This window comes from Aeromonas simiae (assembly GCF_000820125.1).
Classification (GTDB): domain Bacteria; phylum Pseudomonadota; class Gammaproteobacteria; order Enterobacterales; family Aeromonadaceae; genus Aeromonas; species Aeromonas simiae.
Genome location: NZ_CDBY01000007.1, coordinates 23,978 through 43,193, shown reverse-complemented (window position 1 = coordinate 43,193; position 19,216 = coordinate 23,978). Strand labels below are relative to the sequence as shown.

At 61.6% G+C, this 19,216-nt stretch carries 24 protein-coding genes and 1 riboswitch; of the genes, 10 read left to right on the top strand and 14 right to left on the bottom strand.

Features of this window, described 5'->3' with window-relative positions:
- Positions 1-9 precede the first annotated feature (9 nt).
- The 7 genes from hisB (at position 10) to BN1134_RS00815 (ending at position 5,336) form a co-directional block, all read left to right on the top strand.
- Positions 10-1,119 (top strand): bifunctional histidinol-phosphatase/imidazoleglycerol-phosphate dehydratase HisB, encoded by a 1,110-nt coding sequence (hisB, locus tag BN1134_RS00845; RefSeq protein WP_042044670.1) that lies wholly within the window; start codon positions 10-12, stop codon positions 1,117-1,119.
- Positions 1,120-1,722, top strand: a complete 603-nt coding sequence (gene hisH, locus BN1134_RS00840; RefSeq protein WP_042044669.1) for an imidazole glycerol phosphate synthase subunit HisH — start codon at positions 1,120-1,122, stop codon at positions 1,720-1,722.
- A gap of 5 nt (positions 1,723-1,727) precedes the next feature.
- Positions 1,728-2,474, top strand: coding sequence for a 1-(5-phosphoribosyl)-5-[(5-phosphoribosylamino)methylideneamino]imidazole-4-carboxamide isomerase (gene hisA, locus BN1134_RS00835; RefSeq protein ID WP_042044668.1), 747 nt, complete (start codon positions 1,728-1,730; stop codon positions 2,472-2,474).
- Positions 2,474-3,247 carry an imidazole glycerol phosphate synthase subunit HisF gene (gene hisF, locus BN1134_RS00830; RefSeq protein ID WP_042044667.1) on the top strand — a complete coding sequence of 258 codons (774 nt, stop codon included), beginning with the start codon at positions 2,474-2,476 and terminating at the stop codon, positions 3,245-3,247. The genes hisA and hisF overlap by 1 nt, the downstream gene beginning before the upstream one ends.
- Positions 3,248-3,258: 11 nt before the next feature.
- Positions 3,259-3,876: a bifunctional phosphoribosyl-AMP cyclohydrolase/phosphoribosyl-ATP diphosphatase HisIE gene (gene hisIE, locus BN1134_RS00825; protein ID WP_042044666.1), complete on the top strand. Its 618-nt coding sequence runs from the start codon at positions 3,259-3,261 to the stop codon at positions 3,874-3,876.
- A gap of 149 nt (positions 3,877-4,025) precedes the next feature.
- Complete coding sequence (locus tag BN1134_RS00820) at positions 4,026-4,364, top strand: GlpM family protein (protein WP_042044665.1); 339 nt, start codon at positions 4,026-4,028, stop codon at positions 4,362-4,364.
- Between the two features lie 96 nt (positions 4,365-4,460).
- A complete protein-coding gene (locus BN1134_RS00815) occupies positions 4,461-5,336 on the top strand; it encodes a pirin family protein (protein WP_042044664.1) in 876 nt (291 codons plus the stop codon).
- Positions 5,337-5,395: 59 nt separating this feature from the next.
- Here BN1134_RS00815 and mltB read toward each other — a convergent pair whose 3' ends face one another.
- The 3 genes from mltB to BN1134_RS00800 form a co-directional block, all read right to left on the bottom strand.
- On the bottom strand, positions 5,396-6,472 hold the full coding sequence (gene mltB, locus BN1134_RS00810; RefSeq protein ID WP_042044843.1) for a lytic murein transglycosylase B: 1,077 nt from the start codon (positions 6,470-6,472) through the stop codon (positions 5,396-5,398).
- Between the two features lie 144 nt (positions 6,473-6,616).
- On the bottom strand, positions 6,617-7,201 hold the full coding sequence (locus BN1134_RS00805) for a thymidine kinase (protein ID WP_042044662.1): 585 nt from the start codon (positions 7,199-7,201) through the stop codon (positions 6,617-6,619).
- Between the two features lie 76 nt (positions 7,202-7,277).
- Positions 7,278-8,852 (bottom strand): Na+/H+ antiporter NhaC family protein, encoded by a 1,575-nt coding sequence (locus BN1134_RS00800; protein WP_042044661.1) that lies wholly within the window; start codon positions 8,850-8,852, stop codon positions 7,278-7,280.
- A gap of 86 nt (positions 8,853-8,938) precedes the next feature.
- A riboswitch (Lysine riboswitch) is annotated at positions 8,939-9,110 on the bottom strand.
- A 301-nt stretch (positions 9,111-9,411) separates the two neighbouring features.
- Between BN1134_RS00800 and BN1134_RS00795 the strand changes: the two genes are divergently transcribed.
- The gene (locus BN1134_RS00795; protein WP_042044660.1) at positions 9,412-9,816 is read left to right on the top strand and encodes an H-NS family histone-like protein; all 405 of its coding nucleotides are present in this window, start codon (positions 9,412-9,414) and stop codon (positions 9,814-9,816) included.
- A gap of 47 nt (positions 9,817-9,863) precedes the next feature.
- Here BN1134_RS00795 and BN1134_RS00790 read toward each other — a convergent pair whose 3' ends face one another.
- The 5 genes from BN1134_RS00790 to BN1134_RS00770 are packed head-to-tail and all read right to left on the bottom strand — an operon-like array spanning position 9,864 to position 12,753.
- Positions 9,864-10,424 (bottom strand): cob(I)yrinic acid a,c-diamide adenosyltransferase, encoded by a 561-nt coding sequence (locus BN1134_RS00790; RefSeq protein WP_042044659.1) that lies wholly within the window; start codon positions 10,422-10,424, stop codon positions 9,864-9,866.
- Positions 10,421-10,645 carry a DUF3820 family protein gene (locus BN1134_RS00785; protein ID WP_042044658.1) on the bottom strand — a complete coding sequence of 75 codons (225 nt, stop codon included), beginning with the start codon at positions 10,643-10,645 and terminating at the stop codon, positions 10,421-10,423. The genes BN1134_RS00790 and BN1134_RS00785 overlap by 4 nt, the downstream gene beginning before the upstream one ends.
- Positions 10,645-11,319: a 7-carboxy-7-deazaguanine synthase QueE gene (gene queE, locus BN1134_RS00780; protein ID WP_156991614.1), complete on the bottom strand. Its 675-nt coding sequence runs from the start codon at positions 11,317-11,319 to the stop codon at positions 10,645-10,647. Before queE ends, BN1134_RS00785 begins: the two co-directional genes overlap by 1 nt.
- A gap of 32 nt (positions 11,320-11,351) precedes the next feature.
- Positions 11,352-12,044, bottom strand: a complete 693-nt coding sequence (gene queC, locus BN1134_RS00775; protein WP_042044657.1) for a 7-cyano-7-deazaguanine synthase QueC — start codon at positions 12,042-12,044, stop codon at positions 11,352-11,354.
- 1 nt (position 12,045) lies between these two features.
- The gene (locus BN1134_RS00770) at positions 12,046-12,753 is read right to left on the bottom strand and encodes a tRNA-uridine aminocarboxypropyltransferase (protein WP_084214673.1); all 708 of its coding nucleotides are present in this window, start codon (positions 12,751-12,753) and stop codon (positions 12,046-12,048) included.
- Between BN1134_RS00770 and rrtA the strand changes: the two genes are divergently transcribed.
- Entirely contained in the window at positions 12,644-13,216 is a 573-nt protein-coding gene (gene rrtA, locus BN1134_RS00765; protein WP_042044655.1) for a rhombosortase, read from the top strand. The two genes, BN1134_RS00770 and rrtA, sit on opposite strands and share 110 nt — an antisense overlap.
- Here the strand turns inward: rrtA and pyrF are convergent.
- From pyrF to cmk, 6 genes are all read right to left on the bottom strand, one after another.
- The gene (pyrF, locus tag BN1134_RS00760; protein WP_042044654.1) at positions 13,188-13,892 is read right to left on the bottom strand and encodes an orotidine-5'-phosphate decarboxylase; all 705 of its coding nucleotides are present in this window, start codon (positions 13,890-13,892) and stop codon (positions 13,188-13,190) included. The genes rrtA and pyrF overlap by 29 nt on opposite strands.
- 20 nt (positions 13,893-13,912) lie before the next feature.
- Positions 13,913-15,079, bottom strand: coding sequence for a lipopolysaccharide assembly protein LapB (lapB, locus tag BN1134_RS00755; protein ID WP_042044653.1), 1,167 nt, complete (start codon positions 15,077-15,079; stop codon positions 13,913-13,915).
- 9 nt (positions 15,080-15,088) lie between these two features.
- The gene (locus BN1134_RS00750; protein WP_042044652.1) at positions 15,089-15,379 is read right to left on the bottom strand and encodes a LapA family protein; all 291 of its coding nucleotides are present in this window, start codon (positions 15,377-15,379) and stop codon (positions 15,089-15,091) included.
- Positions 15,380-15,541: 162 nt separating this feature from the next.
- Positions 15,542-15,826 carry an integration host factor subunit beta gene (ihfB, locus tag BN1134_RS00745; RefSeq protein WP_042044651.1) on the bottom strand — a complete coding sequence of 95 codons (285 nt, stop codon included), beginning with the start codon at positions 15,824-15,826 and terminating at the stop codon, positions 15,542-15,544.
- An 85-nt stretch (positions 15,827-15,911) separates the two neighbouring features.
- Positions 15,912-17,582 (bottom strand): 30S ribosomal protein S1, encoded by a 1,671-nt coding sequence (gene rpsA, locus BN1134_RS00740; RefSeq protein ID WP_042044650.1) that lies wholly within the window; start codon positions 17,580-17,582, stop codon positions 15,912-15,914.
- A gap of 96 nt (positions 17,583-17,678) precedes the next feature.
- Positions 17,679-18,371, bottom strand: a complete 693-nt coding sequence (cmk, locus tag BN1134_RS00735) for a (d)CMP kinase (protein WP_042044649.1) — start codon at positions 18,369-18,371, stop codon at positions 17,679-17,681.
- A gap of 235 nt (positions 18,372-18,606) precedes the next feature.
- Between cmk and ribA the strand changes: the two genes are divergently transcribed.
- Positions 18,607-19,200: a GTP cyclohydrolase II gene (gene ribA / locus BN1134_RS00730; protein ID WP_042044648.1), complete on the top strand. Its 594-nt coding sequence runs from the start codon at positions 18,607-18,609 to the stop codon at positions 19,198-19,200.
- Positions 19,201-19,216: the final 16 nt, after the last annotated feature.

Below are 19,216 nucleotides of genomic sequence, written 5' to 3'. Positions count from 1 at the left end.
GGAGACCCCATGAGCACACCCATTCTCTTCATCGACCGCGACGGCACCCTGATCGAGGAGCCGGTCAGCGACAAGCAGGTCGACCGCCTCGACAAGCTGCGCTTCGAGCCCATGGTGATCCCGGTGCTGCGCGAGCTGCAAGCCGCCGGCTACACCCTGGTGATGGTCACCAACCAGGACGGGCTGGGCACCGACAGCCTGCCCCTGGAGCACTTCCAGCCGCCCCACGATCTGATGATGCACCTGTTTGAATCCCAGGGCGTCACCTGGGAGCAGGTGCTGATCTGCCCCCACTTCCCCACCGACGGGTGCAGCTGCCGCAAGCCCCACCTCGGGCTGGTCAAGGAGTACCTCGCCTCGGGCCGCCTCGATCGCAGCAACTCGTTTGTCATCGGCGATCGCGAAACTGACCTCCAGCTGGCCGAGAACATGGGGATCGCCGGCATTCGCTACCACCCGAGCGAGTGCAACTGGCTCGCCATCCGCGATCGGCTGCTCGGCCGTGGCCGTCAGGCCGAGGTGGAGCGCCACACCAAGGAGACCCGCATCCGCATCGCGGTGGATCTCGACCAGTCCGGCGGCAACCGCATCAGCACCGGCCTGGGGTTCTTTGACCACATGCTCGATCAGATTGCCACCCACGCCGGCATTCACATGGAGGTGGCGGTCGAGGGGGATCTGCACATCGACGATCACCACACGGTCGAGGACACCGGCATCGCCCTGGGTCAGGCCCTCAAGGCGGCGCTCGGTAACAAGCGCGGCATCGGCCGTTTCGGCTTCGTGCTCGCCATGGATGAGGTGCAGGCGGTCATCGACGCCCGCCCCCTCACCGAGCAAGAGGTGAGCACGGCGCTCGACTTAAGCGGCCGCCCCTACTTCGTCTTTGACTGCCCTGCCGGCTTTGGCCGCGATCAGGTGGGCGATCTCGCCACCGAGATGGTGCCGCACTTCTTCCGCTCCCTGGCCGATGCCATGGCCATCACCTTGCAGATGAAGGTGGGCAGCGGCAACACCCACCATCAGGTGGAGGCCCTCTTCAAGGGCTTCGGCCGCGCCCTGCGCCAGGCGGTGCGGGTCGAGGGCAACGACCTCCCCTCCAGCAAGGGGGTGCTGTAAATGAAGCTGGTGATCATCGACACGGGCTGCGCCAACCTCGCCTCGGTGCGCATGGCCTTCGAGCGCCTCGGCGTCACCCCGCAGGTGAGCCGCGATGCCGACGTCATCGCCGCCGCCGACAAGCTGGTACTGCCGGGTGTCGGCACCTCGGTGGCGGCCATGCGCAATCTCAACGAGCGGGGGCTGGTGCCCCTTATTCGTGCGGCCACCCAGCCGCTGCTCGGCTTTTGCCTCGGCATGCAGATGCTGGCTGAATCCTCCGAGGAGCGCATGGGGAGCGATGCCGACATCGAGTGCCTCGGCATCATTCCGGGCAAGATCTGCCTGATGCAGGTGGGTGATCTGCGCCTGCCCCACATGGGCTGGAACCAGGTGTGGCACGACGAGACCCACCCGCTGCTCAAGGGGATCCCAAGCGGCAGCTACTTCTACTTCGTGCACTCCTACGCCCTCGAGGTGACCGAGGCCACCCTGGCCACCTGCGACTACGGCCAGCCGTTCACCGCCATCGCCGGGCGCGATAACTTCTTCGGCGCGCAATTTCACCCGGAGCGCTCCGGCGCCGTCGGGGCCCGCCTTTTGCAAAACTTTCTGGAGCTGTGACAAGGATGATCATTCCCGCCATTGATTTGATTAACGGTCAGGTGGTGCGCCTCTATCAGGGGGACTACGGCCAGAAGACCGAATACTCGAGCGACCCCCAGGGGCGCTTTGACGACTACGTGGCGCAGGGCGCCGCCCAACTGCACTTAGTCGATCTCGACGGCGCCAAGAACACGGCGGCGCGCCAGCTGCCCCTGATCCGGGAGCTGCTGGCCCATACCGCGGCACCGGTGCAGATCGGCGGCGGCGTGCGCAGCGAGCAGGATCTGGTCGATTTGCTCGACGCCGGCGCCAACCGGGTGGTGGTGGGCTCCACCGCCGTCAAGAGCCCGGCCATGGTGATGGGGTGGATGGAGAAGTACGGCGCCGAGCGCATCGTGCTGGCTCTCGATGTCAACATCGGCCCCGACGGCGTGCGCCGCATCGCGGTGGCCGGCTGGCAGGAGCAGAGCGACACCACCATCGAATCGCTCATCGAAGCCTTCCTGCCCGCCGGGCTCAAGCACGTGCTGTGCACCGACATCAGCCGTGACGGCACCCTGGCCGGCACCAATGTAGAGCTCTACCGGGATCTCTGCGCCCGCTTCCCGCAGGTGGCCTTCCAGGCCTCCGGCGGCATCGGCTCGCTCGCCGACATCGAGGCCCTCAAGGGGTCGGGCGTGGGGGGCATCATCCTCGGGCGCGCCCTGCTCGAGGGGAAATTCACCGTGGCCGAAGCAATCGCCTGCTGGGCCAGCCAGGAGGTACGCTGATGCTGGCACGCCGTATTATTCCCTGCCTCGACGTCAAAGATGGCGTGGTGGTCAAAGGGGTGCAGTTTCGCAACCACGAGGTGATGGGCGATATCGTCGAGCTGGCCCGCCGCTACGCGGCCGAGGGGGCCGACGAGCTGGTCTTTTATGACATCACCGCCTCAAGCGATGCCCGGGTGGTCGACAAGAGCTGGGTCAGCCGGGTGGCCGAGGTGATCGACATCCCCTTCTGCGTCGCCGGCGGCATCAAGAGCATCGAGGATGCCCGCCAGGTGCTCGAGTTTGGCGCCGACAAGGTCTCCATCAACTCGCCGGCCCTGGCCGACCCGACCCTCATCACCCGGCTGGCCGAGCGCTTCGGCGTGCAATGTGTGGTGGTCGGCATCGACTCCTATTTCGACGCGCAAACCGGCCAGTATCAGGTCAAGCAGTTCACCGGTGACGAGAGCCGCACCCGCACCACCACCTGGACCACCCCTGAGTGGGTGCAGGAGGTGCAACAACGCGGCGCCGGGGAGATAGTGCTCAACGTCATGAATCAGGACGGCATGCGCCAGGGCTATGACATCGAACAGCTCAAGGCGGTGCGCGCCCTGTGTAAGGTGCCGCTGATCGCCTCGGGCGGCGCCGGCGCCATGGAGCACTTTCGCGACGCCTTCACCCTGGCCGATGTGGACGGCGCCCTGGCCGCGTCCGTCTTTCACAAGGGGATCATCCCCATTCCCGAACTCAAGTCCTGGCTCAAGGGCCAAGGCATCGCCATTCGCAGTTAAGGAGGCGTGACATGACTATCGCTTTTGCTATCGAGAGCCTGGACTGGGCCAAGTGTGACAACCTGATCCCGGCCATCGTGCAACACGCCCACAGCGGCCAGGTGCTGATGCAAGGGTTCATGAACCAAGAAGCCCTGGCCAAGACCCTCGCCACCGGCCAGGTGACCTTCTTTAGCCGCAGCAAGCAGCGGCTCTGGACCAAGGGGGAGAGCTCGGGCCACGTGCTCGCCCTCCAGGCCATCACCACCGACTGCGACCGCGACAGCCTGCTGATCGCCGCCGAGCCGGTCGGCCCCACCTGCCATCTGGGCAACGTCTCCTGCTTCGAGGGGCACCCCGTGCCGCCGCTGGGCTTCTTGGCCGAGCTCGAGCAGCTGCTGGCCGCGCGCAAGGGGGCCGACCCCGAGAGCAGCTACACCGCTCGCCTCTACGGCAAGGGCACCAAGCGCATCGCCCAGAAGGTGGGTGAAGAGGGGGTCGAGGTGGCACTGGCCGCCATGGCCAAGGATCGGGAAGAGCTCATCAACGAGTCGGCGGATCTGCTCTATCACCTGACGGTGCTGCTGCAAAACGAGGGGCTGGCTCTGCAAGACGTGGTGCAGTGCCTCAACCAGCGCCACCAGAAATAAGAGAGACCAAACGGGCCACTGGGCCCGTTTTTTTCACCCCACGCCAAGGGCGGCCTGGGGGGCGTTCGCCCCACGTTGGCGCCGCAAGAGAGGCCGATTGCGAGCGAGCAGGCGCAGCGCTAGCATGGGCCCTCTGCCATGGAGGCCTCATGATCCCGCTGCTGTTGAAATCATCCCTCGGCGCCCTTGCCGTGCTGCTCATCGCCCTGCTCTCCCAGAGCCGTCACGCCATGCTGGCCGGGTTGGTGCCGCTGTTTCCCACCTTCGCCCTGATCGCCCACGCCATCGTCGGCCGTGAGCGGGGCCCGGCGCTGCTGCAAGGCACCGCCCTGTTCGGCTTGGCGGCCCTGCTCCCCTACGCCCTCTATCTGCTGGCGGTCTGGTATCTGTCGGTGCGCACCAGCCTCACCGTCACCCTGCTCAGTGCCACCCTGATCTGGACGCTGGCCGCCGGTCTGCTCATCTGGGGCTGGGGACGACTGGCCTGAGTGCGTTCACCGCTGTCGCACCGTACGCCAGAGATCCCGTTATCGAGCAGCAAGAGCGGCTACACTGGTGCCGAACCCCACTATCCGGAGCTCTTCATGTCCCACTGGCAATCTATCTCTCCGCGCACCACTGACGTGGGCGGCATCCCGGTCGCCCGAGTGCTGCCGGTCAAGGAGCGGCGCACCATAGGCCCCTGGTGCTTTCTCGATCACATCGGCCCGGCCGAGTTTGCCCCGGGCGAACGCGGCCTCGATGTCGGCCCCCACCCCCACATCCGCTTGCAGACCTTCACCTGGATGATTGAGGGGGAGATCCTGCACAAAGACAGCCTCGGCAGCCTGCAACTGATCCGCCCGGGCCAGGTCAACCTGATGAGCGCAGGGCACGGCATCGTTCACACCGAGGAGTCGGTGCCAGACACGGCCCGCCTGCACGCCGCCCAGCTGTGGCTGGTGCTGCCGCCAGAGCAAGAAGAGATGGCGCCGCGCTTCGATCACTACCCGACCCTGCCGCGCTGGCAGGAGCAGGGGGCCGAGCTGACGCTGCTCATCGGCGAGCATGACGGCCAGCAGGCCCCCACCCTCGCCTTCTCTCCCCTCATCGGGCTGGATATTCACGCCCCGGCTGGCGCCCGGCTGACCCTGCCCCTCAACGTTCACTTCGAGCATGGCCTGTTCCCCCTCGAGGGCAGCGTGACCATTGATGGCACCCCGCTGGCCGCCGAGCACCTGGCCTATCTGGCCCCCGAGCAACAGAGTGTCGAGGTGCAGCTCGCCCCCGGTGCCCGACTGCTGCTCATCGGCGGCGAGCCGCTGGCCCTCGAGCCCACCATCTGGTGGAACTTCGTCAGCCGCGATCGCGCCGCCATCATTCAGGCCGATGAAGAGTGGCGCAGCGGCAGCCGCCGTTTTGGCCCAGTGCCTGGCTATGACGGGGCGCGTCTTATCTCCCCGCCGCTGCCCTGGAAGTAGGGGCTCGCAGCTCCCCACAAAAAAGGGGCCCTTATGGGCCCCTTTCTCATCTGCCGGCATCAGTAGCCGTGCCGCGCCTTGCGCACCGCCTCGCCCAGCTGCCACACCGCCATGGCGTAGTGAGTGCTGTGGTTGTAACGGGTAATGGCGTAGAAGTTGGGCAGGCCGTACCAGTACTGGTAGCCGCTGCCCATATCCAGGCGCAGCAGGCTCGCCTCCTTGTAGCTCCCGGTCGAGCCCTGCGGCGTGAGGCCGGCCGAGGCCAGGGTCGCCATGCTGTAGCGGGTCTGGAAGCCGTGCTCGAGCCCAGGCGCCTGACCGCTGGCGGGCACCGCCACCGGTTGCCCCTTGCGCCAGCCATGGGCCTTGAAGTAGTTGGCCACGCTGCCGATGGCGTCCACCGGGTCCCACAGGTTGGTGTGACCGTTGTGGTTGAAATCGACCGCATAGGCCTTGAACGACGAGGGCATGAACTGGCCATAGCCCATGGCACCGGCGTAGGAGCCACGCAGATCGAGCGGATCGACCCCCTCGTTTCTGGCCATCAGCAGGAACACCTCGAGCTCCCCTTCGAAGAAGGCCGCCCGGCGCGGATAGTCGAACGCCAAGGTAGCCAGCGCATCGAGGATGCGGGTCTTGCCCATCACCCGTCCCCAGCGGGTCTCAACCCCGATGATGCCGACGATGATCTCGGGCGGTACCCCATATTCGGCGTAGGCGCGGTTGAGGGCATCCTCATACTGGTTCCAGAAGTCACTGCCCAGCGCGATCTGCTGCGGCGTGATGAACTGGTTGCGGTAACGCACCCAGGCACCGGTCGGGCCACTCGGCGGCCGGGTGGTGGGGGCCTGCCTGTCCATCAGGCGAATGACCCAATCCAGCCGCTCAGCCTGCGAGAGCACGTCGTGCAACTGCTGGCGATCGAAGCCGTGCTTTTGCACCATCTTGTCGATGAAGCGGTTGGCATTCTGGTTGAACGCAAAGTCGCCGCCGAGCGTGCCCTGCACATGGGAGGGCTCAAGCAGGAAGCCCCCCTTCACCACCGCGGGCGGCTGCTGCGGTGCAGGCGGCTGCGGCTCACTGCTGCAGGCATAGAGAAAAGGGGTCAGTGAGAAGAGAAAAAGCAGGTGACGCATGGTGGACTCATAACGCTGGCAGAAGAACAGTGCATCATGGTAAAGCATTGTCGATACCGAACAAATCCGATTCAGGGGGGAAATCGCCATTTTCTGGCGTCGCCACGATAAACGTGCGAGACGGCGCCCCCCTCAACCTTGGTGTCAGTCGAGATAGGCCTTGCCATCCAGATAGTGTTTGCGACACAGGGAGACATAACGGTCATTGCCACCGATCTCGACCTGAGCGCCGTCGCGCATCACCTCGCCGGCTTCACTGACCCTGGCGTTCATGTGGGCCTTGTTGCCACACCAGCAGATGCTCTTGAGCTCCTCGACCTTGTCGGCCAGGCAGAGCAGGTGGTAGGAGCCGGGAAACAGCTCGGCGCGAAAGTCGGTCTTGAGGCCATAGGCGATGACCGGAATGTTGAGACCATCGACGATGCTGGCCAGCTGGTAGACCTGCTCACGGGTGAGAAACTGGGCCTCGTCGACGATGAAGACATCGATGGGCTCGCGGGCATGGCGCTCACGGATCAGCGCCAGCAGATCGCTGCTTTCACTGAACACCTCCACCTTCAGCTCAAGGCCAACCCGAGCCGAGATGACCCCCACCCCGAAGCGATCGTCGATGGCCGGCGTCATGGCCAGCGGGCGCATGCCGCGCTCGAGATAGTTGAAGTGAGCCTGGATAAGCTGGGTCGACTTGCCGGAGTTCATCGCGGCAAATTTGTAATGCAAAGAGGCCATCAGGGATCCCGCCAGTAAAATTCAGCCGCGGAGTCTATCACAAAAGCGAAGGGGCCCTTAAGGCCCCCTCGCGTCATTATGCGGTCGCCAGCACCGGCTGGTTACGCCGGATGTGGTAGACGCAGAACAGCACGAACCACAGGGCACTGACCAGGAAGCCGGCCAGCACGGAGTGCATCAGCCCCATGGCAAGGTAACCGAGCGCCGCGCCGAAGGCCACCGAGAGGGCGTAGGGCAGCTGGGTCATCACGTGATCGATGTGATGGCAGCCCGCCCCGGTCGCGGAGAGGATGCTGGTGCTGGAGATGGGCGAGCTGTGGTCGCCAAACACGGCGCCGGCCAGCACCGCCGCCAGCATCGGCAGCAACAGGGCGATGTCGCTGGCGGCCGCCATGTCACCGGCCAGCGGCAGCATGATGCCGAACGTGCCCCAGCTGGTACCGGTGGCAAACGCCATGGCACAGGAGAGCACGAACACCACGGCCGGCAGCACCTCGATCGGCAGGTTGCCGTTGGCCAGGCTGGCTAAGTACTTACCGGTCTCCACATCGCGCACCACGGCACCGATGGTCCAGGCAAACAGCAGGATGTTGATGGCCGGCAGCATCGCCATCACCCCTTGCGGCGCGGTGCGCAGCCAGGTCTTGGCATCGAGCTTGAGGCGCAGGGCCAGCGCGATGGAGACCGCCAGGCTGCACAGGGCCCCATAGACCAGGGAAGAGCCGACATTGGTGTTCTCAAACGAGCCGAGCAGGCTGAACGGCTCGCCATTTTCGGCCAGTACGGCAGTGCCGGAGTCGATCATGAAGTAGACGGTGGCGGCGGTCAGGGTCAGGATCGGCAACACCATGTCGAGCATGCTGCCACGGCTATCCTTGGGCGCCTCCATGTCCAGACCGAGCGGACGCCCCTTGGACTCATCCCACAGCTTGCCTTCAAGGGCCCACTGCTCATGCTGGCGCATCGAACCGATGTCGAGCTGAAACGCAATCACCACCAGCACCATGATGAGGGTGAAGACCGCATAGAGGTTCATCGGCACCATCTGCACAAAGGCGGAGATGGGGCTCACATCGGAGACCCCGTGGGCCGCCATGATGCCGCCAACCAGGGCGATGATGTAGGCCCCCCACGATGAGATCGGCATCAGTACGCAGACCGGGGCGGCGGTGGAGTCGAGCAGGTAGGCCAGCTTGGCGCGGGAGATCTGGAAGCGATCGGTCACCGGGCGGCAGATAGCCCCCACCGACAAGCTGTGGAAGAAGTCGTCGATGAAGAAGGCAAACACCATCAGACCGGTCAATGCCTTGGCTCCCTGACGGGATTTGGCGCGGCGCTCGGCCCATTCTGCAAAGGCGCGGGTCGCCCCGGAGGCGGTCATCAGGCTGATGAGCCCACCGAGCAGGAACATGAACAGGATCATGTTGATGTTGTCGTGGTTGAAGGCGCCGTCGACCCAGAAGATCTTCAGCACGGTACCCATCAGGTAGTGCAGTGAGTCGAGCGGGGAGAAGTGATTGAGCAGCAGGCCGCCAGCCAGGATGCCAACTCCGAGGGAGAGCAGCACACGGCGCGTCGTGATCGCCAGCGCGACCGCCAGCAGCGGGGGTACCACGGACCAGGGCGAGTCCGCAAAATGAATGATGTCCATGATCTCTTTACACCTAAAAAGACAAGGTGGAGATCTACCGTAGGATCAAAGAAACAGGACCCAGTGGGGGGGCATACTCCTCAGCTCCTTCAGGTAGCGCTCCATAGTGGATGACTATGGCAGTCCTGCACTTCTTAAATGCAGAACCAGCAGCCCGGTATGATGGCCTGGCGACTTCGGCGCTGACTCCTTTCCCCGAACATCAACGGCATCACCCTCCGCTCGGATACTCATAGGCAGCGCGCCTCTACTTAAAGGTATTCGGGGGACATTTTATCAAGCAGACGATTAATCGCAAGCCATAACCACCTTGTCAGCACATTGGCTACCCTGACGACAGGAGCCAGCAGAAAATACCGCAACACCCCCTAATGACTCATGTAACTCCATCGGCAGCGGCATTAACATCACGATCCTCCAAAATATTTCTTGGTTTTATTTTAAATATTCCACAATGGCGCTTATTAACTTGACGAGAAACATTCTGACTGTTTAAATTTCCCAAAACGGTGCTCTATTTGTCGGCCTAATTATCAATAACAGCTTGAGTGGTATCCCTATGAATGAGTTTCTGAAAGTTTTCTTGAATATTCGCAGCCTACGTGCCGCCTGCCGTGAATTGACGCTGGAGCAGTTGCAAGAAGGGCTGGAAAAGTTGACCGGCATCATTGAAGAGCGTCAGCAAGATGAAGCGTCCGAGCGCGCCGCCCGTGAAGAGCATCAACGCAAACTGCAAGAATATAGCGACATGCTGAAGGCGGCCGGTATTGATCCGAACGAACTGGTTGCCACTGTCAGCGCCCCCAGCAAAGCCAAAAGCAGCAAGCGAGCACCGCGTCCGGCCAAATACCGTTATATGGATAACGGCCAGGAAAAAACTTGGACCGGTCAGGGCCGCATGCCCTCTGCTATTGCCAAGGCCGTTAACGAAGAGGGCAAATCCCTGGAAGATTTTGCCATCTGAGTACCTTTGCATGAAAAAACCTCGCCAGATGGCGAGGTTTTTTTGTTTTAGCGCTCGCTGGCCTTGCGCCAGACGATCTCCGGTTTCCCTTCACGTTGCAGCAGCACCCTGGCCAGCACGAAGAACCAGTCGCTGAGGCGGTTGATATAGGGTAGCAGGGCCGGATTGAGCGGCTCATGCTGGCTTAGCAGCACCAGCTGCCGCTCGCAGCGCCGCGTCAGGGTACGAACCACATGAGCCTGAGCCGCCGCTGGTGAACCGCCCGGTAGAATGAACTGCCGCAGGGGGGGCAGCGTCTCGGAAAATTGATCCATCTCCGCCTCCAGCCGCCGAGTCCATATTTCCGACACCTGCCACAAGGCGCTATTCTGAGCCTTGCAAGGAAATGCCAATTCACTCCCGACATCGAACATCTCTTGCTGAATTAATTGCAGCATGGGAGATAAAACCGTCGCATTTTCCGGCAGATTCGCAATTAGCAAACCAATTTGAGAATTGAGTTCATCCACCAGCCCATAACTTTCGACGCGGATATGGGTTTTGCTCAAGCAGGAACCATCGGCCAAACGAGTCTGACCTTGGTCACCTTGTCGTGTATATATTCTCATGGTGCTCTTCCATTGAGCAGTGGTAATAACATCTGCTCCAGTCCATTGACTTTGATCTCGTGGGCCAGCGCCAGCGCCTGCCCCAATTTACCGGCAGAAAATCCCTGCCGTGCCATCCATACCAGGTAAGGCTCAGGTAATTCAATCAGACGCCGGCCACGGTATTTCCCATAAGGCATGGGCATATTGAGTTGCAGCAGGATATGGCTGTCCATCTCCATCAGTCGATATCCAGATACTTGTGGGTCTGAATCGACAGACGCCAATGGCGCTCGATGCAGACCCTCATCGCCAGCTCGGTGGCGCGTCGCTTCTGGCTGATGGGTTGCAGGGCAATCTGCACATCCGGGCGCAGCGTGGCGAAATGCAGCAGCTCGTCGAGCTCCTCGATATGGCGCTCGGTGGCCACCGGATGCTTGATCTCGTTAGCCCGGGCCAGCGCCTGGGGCAGCACGGCAAAGCCCCCTTTCATACCGAGTTTGGGAGAGACCGTGACCCAGGCGGCGTCGTGCACCCGTACCTCGTGGGTGCCGCTGGTCTCCACTTGCACCGCATACCCCTCCCCCAACAACAGGGTCGAGAGTTCGCGCAGGTCATAGAGGCTGGGCTCGCCACCGGTGATCACCACCAACCGGGCCGTGTAGCCGAGACGACGGAAACTCTCGAGCACCTCAGGGGCGCTCATCGGGCTCCAGCCATCGGACTCGTTGGAGCGATCGAGCACCTGCTGACTCGCCACCTGGCGCGCCGGGTCGACCACCCAGGTATGGCGGGTATCGCACCAGGGGCACCCCACCGGGCAGCCCTGCAGGCGAACAAAAATGGCGGGAAGGCCGGTATTGACCCCCTCCCCCTGTATGGTCTGGAAGATTTCGTTGATCGGGTAGTGAATCATCAATGTCTGTCTGAAAAGAGTGAAGGGACGGCTCAGGCGGCCGCCAGTTTGGCGGCAAGGCGGGCACGGACGGCCTCTCCCTGCTCCAGGTATTCGTTCAGGCCACGGGCGCGCAACAAGCAGGCCGGGCACTCGCCACACCCATCCCCCTGGATACCGTTGTAGCAGGTGAGTGTGTGCTGACGCACTGTGTCGAGGTGGCCATAGCGGTCGGCCAGGGCCCAGGTTTCCGCCTTATCGAGCCACATCAGCGGGGTCTCGAAACGCACCGGCCGATCCATCCCCAGCGCCACGGCGTGGTTGAGCGCCTTGACGAACTCATCGCGGCAATCCGGGTAGCCGGAAAAATCGGTCTCGCATACCCCGGTGATCACCGCCTCGGCCCCAACCTGATAGGCGTAGATGGCGGCCAGGGTCAAAAACAGGATGTTGCGTCCCGGCACGAAGGTGTTGGGCAGGCCGTTGTCTTGCAACTCACGGCTGACCGGAATGTCGTCACGGGTGAGCGACGAGAGGGCCAGCTCGCCGAGCAAGGAGACATCCATCACCTTGTGGGCCTTGACGCCGAGGCGCACGGCCAATGCCTTGGCCACCTCGATCTCGGCCACATGGCGCTGGCCATAGTCAAAGGTGATGGCGTGAACTTCGTCATAATGCTGCAATGCCTGCACCAGACAGGTGGTGCTGTCCTGCCCACCACTGAATACCACGACGGCAATTCCCATCTCATTCTCCTCGTTTGGCTTGGCTGAAGGCGAGCCACTGGGCATTGAAACGCTCGAACAGGCGCCAGAGCGGTGCATAACGTGCAGACTCACCCTCCCATTCGCACAGCAGATGATAGCCCGCCTCCAGGGTGGAAAGGGCCCCGTCGAAGGGGGCCTTACGAATTTGGTAGTGGCCGCGACGAGGCGCTATCGCAACCCGTGGCAACGCCGCCAGCGTCGGGTTCTCCATCAGCATCCGGTAACATTTGCGCCAGGTGCCATCGAGCAGCACAAAACGGGCTGCCGGCTCAGCCGGCAACGCACTGAGCGGCTGCGCCGTCTCATCCGGCCATAGCAGATAGTGAGGGGATGCGGTCAGCGCCGCCATCAGGGTATTATCCCGCTCCCAGTCGTCCCCCACCCGCAGCTCGGCCCGCCGCAGGCTCCCCGTCAGCAGGTGCGCCGTCCCCTTGGGGTGGGTCGCCTCATTGGGGTGCTGCAGCACCAGCAGCGCCGTCGGATTATCGATACGGGGCAAGTGCGCGCACAGGCAGGCCTTGAGTGCGCGCCCACAATCGGTACAGTAGCGGCTGGAAGCCTGTCGGGAGCCTTGCGTCGTGTTCACTGAAAAATCCGGATGGGTGGCAGCCGCCGCCCTTTCATTGCTGTTATGGGTGCTGTGGATCTGGGTGCCGAACGATGCGATCTCGTTCCAGCGCTCCGCCATCGCCGGCGGGCAATGGTGGCGCATGATAACAGGCAACCTGGCTCACACCAACGGCTGGCACCTGCTACTTAACCTCTGCGGCCTCTGGGTGCTGGTCACCCTGTTTAGTCGCGATCTCGATGCGGCCCGCCTGCTGCTGGTGCTCGGCAGCGGTGCATTGGGCGTCACCATCGGGATCTGGCTGCTCTGCCCGCAAACCCAGTGGTACATGGGTCTCTCCGGTGCACTGCACGGCCTGTTTGTCTGGGGGCTGATGCGGGATCTCTATTTCAAGCGGCGCGGCGCCCGGCTATTGCTGCTGGGTTTTGCCATCAAGCTGCTGCTTGACTGGCTGGGCGGCGGGGAGAGCAGCCCGAGCGCAGCCTTGATCGGCGCCCGGGTGCATGTGGGCTCCCACCTGCTGGGAAGCATGGCGGGGTTAGTGCTCGCTCTGGTTAGCCTAAGCTGGCCAGCTCGCCGTTGATGTGCGCTAACACCTGAGCCGGATCGGCCGCCTGAGTGATGGGGCGGCCCACCACCAGGTAATCAGAGCCCGCAGCCACGGCGCGGCTGGGGGTCATGATGCGGCGCTGATCGCCCTGCTCGCTGCCAGCCGGCCGGATGCCCGGCGTCACCAGCTTGAACGCGGCGCCCAGCTCACCCTTGAGCAGTTCAGCCTCCTGAGCGGAGCAGACCACACCGTCCAGACCGGCATCCTTGGCCAGCCGTGCCAACCGCAGCACCTGCTCGGCCGGACTCAGGGTCACACCGAGCTCGTTCAGATCGGATTGCTCCATGCTGGTGAGCACGGTCACCGCGATGAGCAGGGGAGCCTTGTCACCATAGGGGGCCAATGCCGCCTTGGCGGCCTCCATCATGCGCCGACCACCGCTGGCATGCACGTTGACCATCCACACCCCCAGCTCGGCACTGGCGGCGATGGCCTTGGCCACCGTGTTGGGGATATCGTGGAATTTCAGATCGAGGAAAACATCAAACCCCTGCGCCACTAAGCGACGCACGAATGCAGGTCCAAACAGGGTGAACATCTCCTTGCCCACCTTGAGCCGGCACTCGGCCGGGGAGAGGCGTGCCACCAGAGCCAGGGCATCCTCTTCGCGCGCAAAATCCAGCGCGACCACTACTTTCGGATCGTTCATCTCTCTTCCTTTGGGTATTGTCATTCGCCGTCCAGACCGCGGACCGGCTTGATGGTGCCCCACTGCCGGCAGGAGGGGCATTGCCAGAACAGGGAGTGGGTGGCAAAACCGCACTGACGGCACTTGTGGGTCGCTTTGATCTTGATCTGCTCGCCGACCAGATCCTTGAGCATGGCGAGACTCTCCTTGGCCTGCCCCTCTTCGGCGCCGCGCAGTTGCAGCACCATCAGGTGGTGGAAGCCACGCAGGGACGGGGTGCGCCGAAGCTGGCGCAGCACCAGCTCGGAGGCGGACTGGCGCCCCTCTTCCCGCTCGACATATTCAGCCAGCTTGAGGGTGACACAAAAGCCCGCCTTCCCCTCTTGGGCTTGCTGCAACAAGGGGCGGATCCGCTCCGGCTCACCACTTTTTTCCAGCGACTCGCACAACGGACCCAACGCCTCACCGGCAAAGTCCACATCCTGCTCCAGCACCCGAGTAAACTCACGGGCTGCGGTAGCATGATCGCCCTCCCCCAGCGCCAGCCAGCCCAAACCAAGGGAGGCGCGAACACAGCCGGGATCGACCGAGAGCGCCTTGCGAAAACGGGCATGGGCCTGCTTGCGCTGGTTGTCACGCAGCTGCGTATCGGCCAGCTCACAGTGGTAATGGGCGACGGTGGGAGCCAGTTTCTTGCCTTGAAACTTCATCAACCGCTCAGCAGCCCCGATCGCCTTCTCCCAGTCGCGCAGCTGCTGATAGATGAGTTGCAGTTGGGAGAGCGCCGTCTCTTCGAAGTCGCTGTCTTCGGTCAGCTCCAGCCACAGCTTCTCCGCCCGATCGAGCAGGCCAGCGGCCAGAAAGTCGCGCGCCAGCTCCTGCAACGCGAGTTGGCGCTGCTCCATGGTGAGCTGGCGGGTGATGAGGTTCTGATGGATCTTGATGGCACGGTCAACTTCACCACGCTGGCGAAACAGGTTGCCGAGAGAGAGGTGGGTCTCAATGGTTTCGCTGTCCACCTCAAGCAACTGGATGAAGAGGTCAACCGCCTTATCCGATTGGTCAGATAGCAGATAGTTCAGACCCGCCACATATTGGCGGGAGAACTGGTTGCTCTGCTTCTGGGTATCCTGGCGAACGCTCCTGCGCCCCATGTACCAGCCATAGCCGGCAGCGATCGGCAGCAGCAGGAAGAGTAGTTCTAGCATTGAGGACGATTATTCCTTGGCGGCCTCGGGTCTGTGCATAGCATCCAGCTCGCGGGACTGGCGGCGCACACTGCGGCCAAGCGCCCGGTTTTCCAGCTTGAGGCGCAGCAGCAGAAAGGCAAAGACCACCCAGCCCACCACAAAACCAAGGCCGAAGAACAGGCCAAGCAGCGCGGCTAAGGAAAATTCACCCTGTGCAAGCAGGTAGTTAAAGACCACGGTCTGGCCGTTTTGAGAGCCTAACGCCAGCGCCGCGACAAACACCAAGGCCAGAACAAGCAGGGCCACGATACGTTTCATAGGTTTTCCCCGTTGCGACAGTTAACTTAATGATTATCCCTAAAAAAGGGAGCGGACTCTAGCAGGAAAGCAGATCTGGCAGGGGAAACAGGCCACAGGAGGGAGAAAACCGTCTGGTAAAAACAAAAAAGGCATACTTTCGTATGCCGTTTCCTGCAACACTCACTCGGAGAAATTGACCCGCTCGCGCAACTCTTTGCCCGGCTTGAAGTGAGGAACATACTTACCGGTCAGTTCCACCTTGTCGCCCGTCTTGGGATTACGCCCGACGCGCGGAGCACGATAGTGCAGGGAGAAACTGCCAAAGCCCCGGATCTCGATACGATCACCCTTTTGCAGGGTCGATGCCATCTGTTCCAGGATCTCCTTGACGGCGGCCTCAACATCCTTGGCCGGCATGTGCATGCGGCTGGCTGCCAGTAGCTCGATGAGGTCTGATTTGGTCATGGCGTTCAATCTCCTCTCCCAATCACAAGTGAAGTCCGAGATAAAAAAGGGCGGCGCAGTGCCGCCCTTTTTATGGCTTTAGGGTTTACTCACCCTTAGCGGCCTTGAAAGCCTCAGCCATAGCGTTGCTGAACACGGCATCATCTTGCTGGTTCAGGTTGTCCATAGCAACACGCTCGTCAGCCTCGTCCTTAGCACGGACAGACAGGCTTACGGTGCGGTTCTTACGGTCAACGCCCATGAACTTGGCTTCAACTTCGTCACCAACGGACAGGATCAGAGTGGCATCCTCTACGCGGTCACGAGCAGCGTCGGAAGCACGCAGGTAACCTTCAACGCCGTCGGCCAGCTCGATCACTGCACCCTTAGCGTCAACTTCAGTTACCTTGCCCTTCACGATAGCACCTTTCTTGTTATCAGACAGGTACTTATTGAAGGGGTCTTCTTCGATCTGCTTCACGCCCAGGGAGATGCGCTCACGCTCCGGATCCACTTGCAGCACAACGGCTTCGATCTCGTCACCCTTCTTGAACTCGCGAACAGCTTCTTCGCCCTGGTTGTTCCAGGAGATGTCGGAGAGGTGAACCAGACCGTCGATGCCGCCGTCCAGACCGATGAAGATACCGAAGTCGGTGATGGACTTGATCTTACCGGAGACGCGGTCACCCTTGGCGTGGGTTTCAGCGAACTGCTGCCACGGGTTAGCCTTGCACTGCTTCAGACCCAGGGAGATACGACGACGCTCTTCGTCGATGTCCAGAACCATGACTTCTACCACGTCACCAACGTTAACAACCTTGGACGGGTGGATGTTCTTGTTGGTCCAATCCATCTCGGAAACGTGAACCAGGCCTTCAACGCCTTCTTCGATCTCAACGAAGCAGCCGTAGTCGGTCAGGTTGGTCACGCGACCGGTCAGGCGGGTGCTTTCCGGGTAGCGCTTGGCGATAGCAACCCAGGGATCTTCGCCCAGTTGCTTCAGACCCAGGGATACACGGGTACGCTCGCGGTCGAACTTCAGTACCTTGACGGTGATTTCGTCGCCGACGTTCACGATCTCGGACGGATGCTTAACGCGCTTCCAGGCCATGTCGGTGATGTGCAGCAGGCCGTCAACGCCGCCCAGATCAACGAAGGCACCGTAGTCGGTCAGGTTCTTAACGATACCCTTAACTTCTTGACCTTCTTGCAGGTTAGCCAGCAGGCTTTCGCGCTCGGAGGTGTTCTCGGTCTCGATCACGGCACGACGGGAAACCACAACGTTGTTGCGCTTCTGGTCCAGCTTGATGACCTTGAATTCCAGCTCTTTGTTTTCCAGGTGAGCGGTGTCACGGATCGGACGCACGTCAACCAGGGAGCCCGGCAGGAAGGCACGGATGCCGTTCAGTTCAACGGTGAAACCACCCTTGACCTTGCCGTTGATGATACCGACAACGGTAGCCTGCTCTTCGTAGGCCTTCTCCAGCTGCAGCCAGGCTTCGTGGCGCTTGGCTTTTTCACGGGACAGCTTGGTTTCGCCGAAACCATCTTCGATGGAGTCCAGAGCCACATCAACCAGATCACCAACATTGATTTCCAGCTCGCCAGCGGCGTTCTTGAACTCTTCTGCCGGGATGGCGGATTCGGACTTCAGACCAGCGTCAACCAGAACGAAACCGTTCTCGATGGCAACTACGGTACCCTTAACGATAGAGCCCTGACGGGTTTCTACGGCTTTCAGGGACTCTTCAAAGAGTTGAGCAAAAGATTCAGTCATTGTTTATGTCACAAATGTAAACATCCACTTGGCAATCCGGCTCAAGCGGGGCTGTTTTTACTAGTCTGATCCACTCCTTGGATCAGACAACCGATGTCAGCGCGAACTGGCATCACCTAATTTACTCACAGCGTAAGCCATGACCTCGGCAACCACCTCGTCGATGGTCATGCTGGTGGAATCCACCACCAGTGCGTCCTCGGCCGGACGCAGCGGCGCAACGGCGCGATTGCGATCGCGGTCGTCACGCTCCTTAATCTCGGTCAAAAGACGCTCAAAATTAACATCAAAACCCTTTTCTTGCAACTGCTTGAGTCGCCGCTGGGCCCGCTCCTCGGCGCTGGCGTCGAGGAAGATTTTCACCTCGGCATCGGGGAAGACGACCGTCCCCATATCGCGACCATCGGCGATGAGTCCGGGCGCCTGACGAAACGCCCGCTGACGGCGCAGCAAGGCTTCGCGTACGCGAGGGAAGGCGGCCACCTTGCTCGCCGCATTGCCGACCTGCTCGGTGCGAATGGTACGGGAGACATCCTCGCCTTCCAGCACGGCACGCACCTGCCCCTCTTCCACTACAAACTGGATATCGAGGTGGGCCGCCAGCGGGGCCAGCGCCTCTTCTGACTCCAAATCGACGTCATGGTGCAGTGCCGCCAGCGCCAGTACCCGATAGATGGCGCCCGAGTCGAGCAGATGCCAGCCCAGCCGTTCGGCAAGCAACAGACAAAGGGTTCCCTTACCTGCCCCACTGGGGCCATCAATGGTCATAACGGGAGCCTGATTGGGCATACATCCTCCTCAACAAAGGCCGGCAAGCGGCAGGTGATCATGGTGCGGGATTATATCGGAAACCGTCGTCCGAGGGAGAACCGATTGCATCATCAACGGCTCAGTCGCCGCCTTTTTAGCCATCGCGACGACAAGACCCGAGTTTTTTCATGGCTTTGTTGTGGTAGCTCATCCTCAATGCCCGCGTTAAACTGCACCCCTTCACTCGAATTTGGCAGCAGTAAAGGAGCCACACGTGAGTAGCGTAACCTTGGTCGCGCAATCCAAACTTCCCACCCCCTGGGGGGTCTTTACCATGGTCGGTTTCCAAGAAGCCGGCAGTGGCAAGGATCACGTCGCCCTGGTCATGGGCGATATCAAGGGCGATGAGCCCGTGCTTGGCCGCATTCACTCTGAATGCCTGACTGGTGATGCCCTGTTCAGCCTGCGCTGCGATTGTGGTTTCCAACTGCAAGCCGCCTTGCAAAACATTGCCAAGGCCGGCCGCGGCGTCTTGCTTTATGTGCGCCAGGAAGGGCGTGGCATCGGCCTTTTGAACAAGATCCGTGCCTATCATCTGCAAGATCAAGGCGCCGATACCGTCGAGGCCAACGTTGCGCTCGGCTTTGCCGCCGACATGCGCGACTACACCATCTGCGCCGACATGCTCAAGTTGCTGGAAGTCAAATCCCTCAAGCTGATGACCAACAACCCGCGCAAGGTCAAGGCGATGGAATCTTACGGCATTCCCGTGGCTGAGCGAGTACCGCTGCAAGAGGGACGCAACCCCTACAACGAGTTCTACCTCAACACCAAGGCCAGCAAGCTGGACCACATGTTCAAGAAGTAAACGCTCTGATTGCCGG

Coding starts and splice junctions, on each gene's coding strand:
- hisB (WP_042044670.1), top strand. CDS start 10: ATGAGCACACCCATTCTCTTCATCGACCGCGACGGCACCCTGATCGAG.
- hisH (WP_042044669.1), top strand. CDS start 1,120: ATGAAGCTGGTGATCATCGACACGGGCTGCGCCAACCTCGCCTCGGTG.
- hisA (WP_042044668.1), top strand. CDS start 1,728: ATGATCATTCCCGCCATTGATTTGATTAACGGTCAGGTGGTGCGCCTC.
- hisF (WP_042044667.1), top strand. CDS start 2,474: ATGCTGGCACGCCGTATTATTCCCTGCCTCGACGTCAAAGATGGCGTG.
- hisIE (WP_042044666.1), top strand. CDS start 3,259: ATGACTATCGCTTTTGCTATCGAGAGCCTGGACTGGGCCAAGTGTGAC.
- BN1134_RS00820 (WP_042044665.1), top strand. CDS start 4,026: ATGATCCCGCTGCTGTTGAAATCATCCCTCGGCGCCCTTGCCGTGCTG.
- BN1134_RS00815 (WP_042044664.1), top strand. CDS start 4,461: ATGTCCCACTGGCAATCTATCTCTCCGCGCACCACTGACGTGGGCGGC.
- mltB (WP_042044843.1), bottom strand. CDS start 6,472: ATGCGTCACCTGCTTTTTCTCTTCTCACTGACCCCTTTTCTCTATGCC.
- BN1134_RS00805 (WP_042044662.1), bottom strand. CDS start 7,201: ATGGCCTCTTTGCATTACAAATTTGCCGCGATGAACTCCGGCAAGTCG.
- BN1134_RS00800 (WP_042044661.1), bottom strand. CDS start 8,852: ATGGACATCATTCATTTTGCGGACTCGCCCTGGTCCGTGGTACCCCCG.
- BN1134_RS00795 (WP_042044660.1), top strand. CDS start 9,412: ATGAATGAGTTTCTGAAAGTTTTCTTGAATATTCGCAGCCTACGTGCC.
- BN1134_RS00790 (WP_042044659.1), bottom strand. CDS start 10,424: ATGAGAATATATACACGACAAGGTGACCAAGGTCAGACTCGTTTGGCC.
- BN1134_RS00785 (WP_042044658.1), bottom strand. CDS start 10,645: ATGGAGATGGACAGCCATATCCTGCTGCAACTCAATATGCCCATGCCT.
- queE (WP_156991614.1), bottom strand. CDS start 11,319: ATGATTCACTACCCGATCAACGAAATCTTCCAGACCATACAGGGGGAG.
- queC (WP_042044657.1), bottom strand. CDS start 12,044: ATGGGAATTGCCGTCGTGGTATTCAGTGGTGGGCAGGACAGCACCACC.
- BN1134_RS00770 (WP_084214673.1), bottom strand. CDS start 12,753: ATGGCGGAGCGCTGGAACGAGATCGCATCGTTCGGCACCCAGATCCAC.
- pyrF (WP_042044654.1), bottom strand. CDS start 13,892: ATGAACGATCCGAAAGTAGTGGTCGCGCTGGATTTTGCGCGCGAAGAG.
- lapB (WP_042044653.1), bottom strand. CDS start 15,079: ATGCTAGAACTACTCTTCCTGCTGCTGCCGATCGCTGCCGGCTATGGC.
- BN1134_RS00750 (WP_042044652.1), bottom strand. CDS start 15,379: ATGAAACGTATCGTGGCCCTGCTTGTTCTGGCCTTGGTGTTTGTCGCG.
- ihfB (WP_042044651.1), bottom strand. CDS start 15,826: ATGACCAAATCAGACCTCATCGAGCTACTGGCAGCCAGCCGCATGCAC.
- rpsA (WP_042044650.1), bottom strand. CDS start 17,582: ATGACTGAATCTTTTGCTCAACTCTTTGAAGAGTCCCTGAAAGCCGTA.
- cmk (WP_042044649.1), bottom strand. CDS start 18,371: ATGCCCAATCAGGCTCCCGTTATGACCATTGATGGCCCCAGTGGGGCA.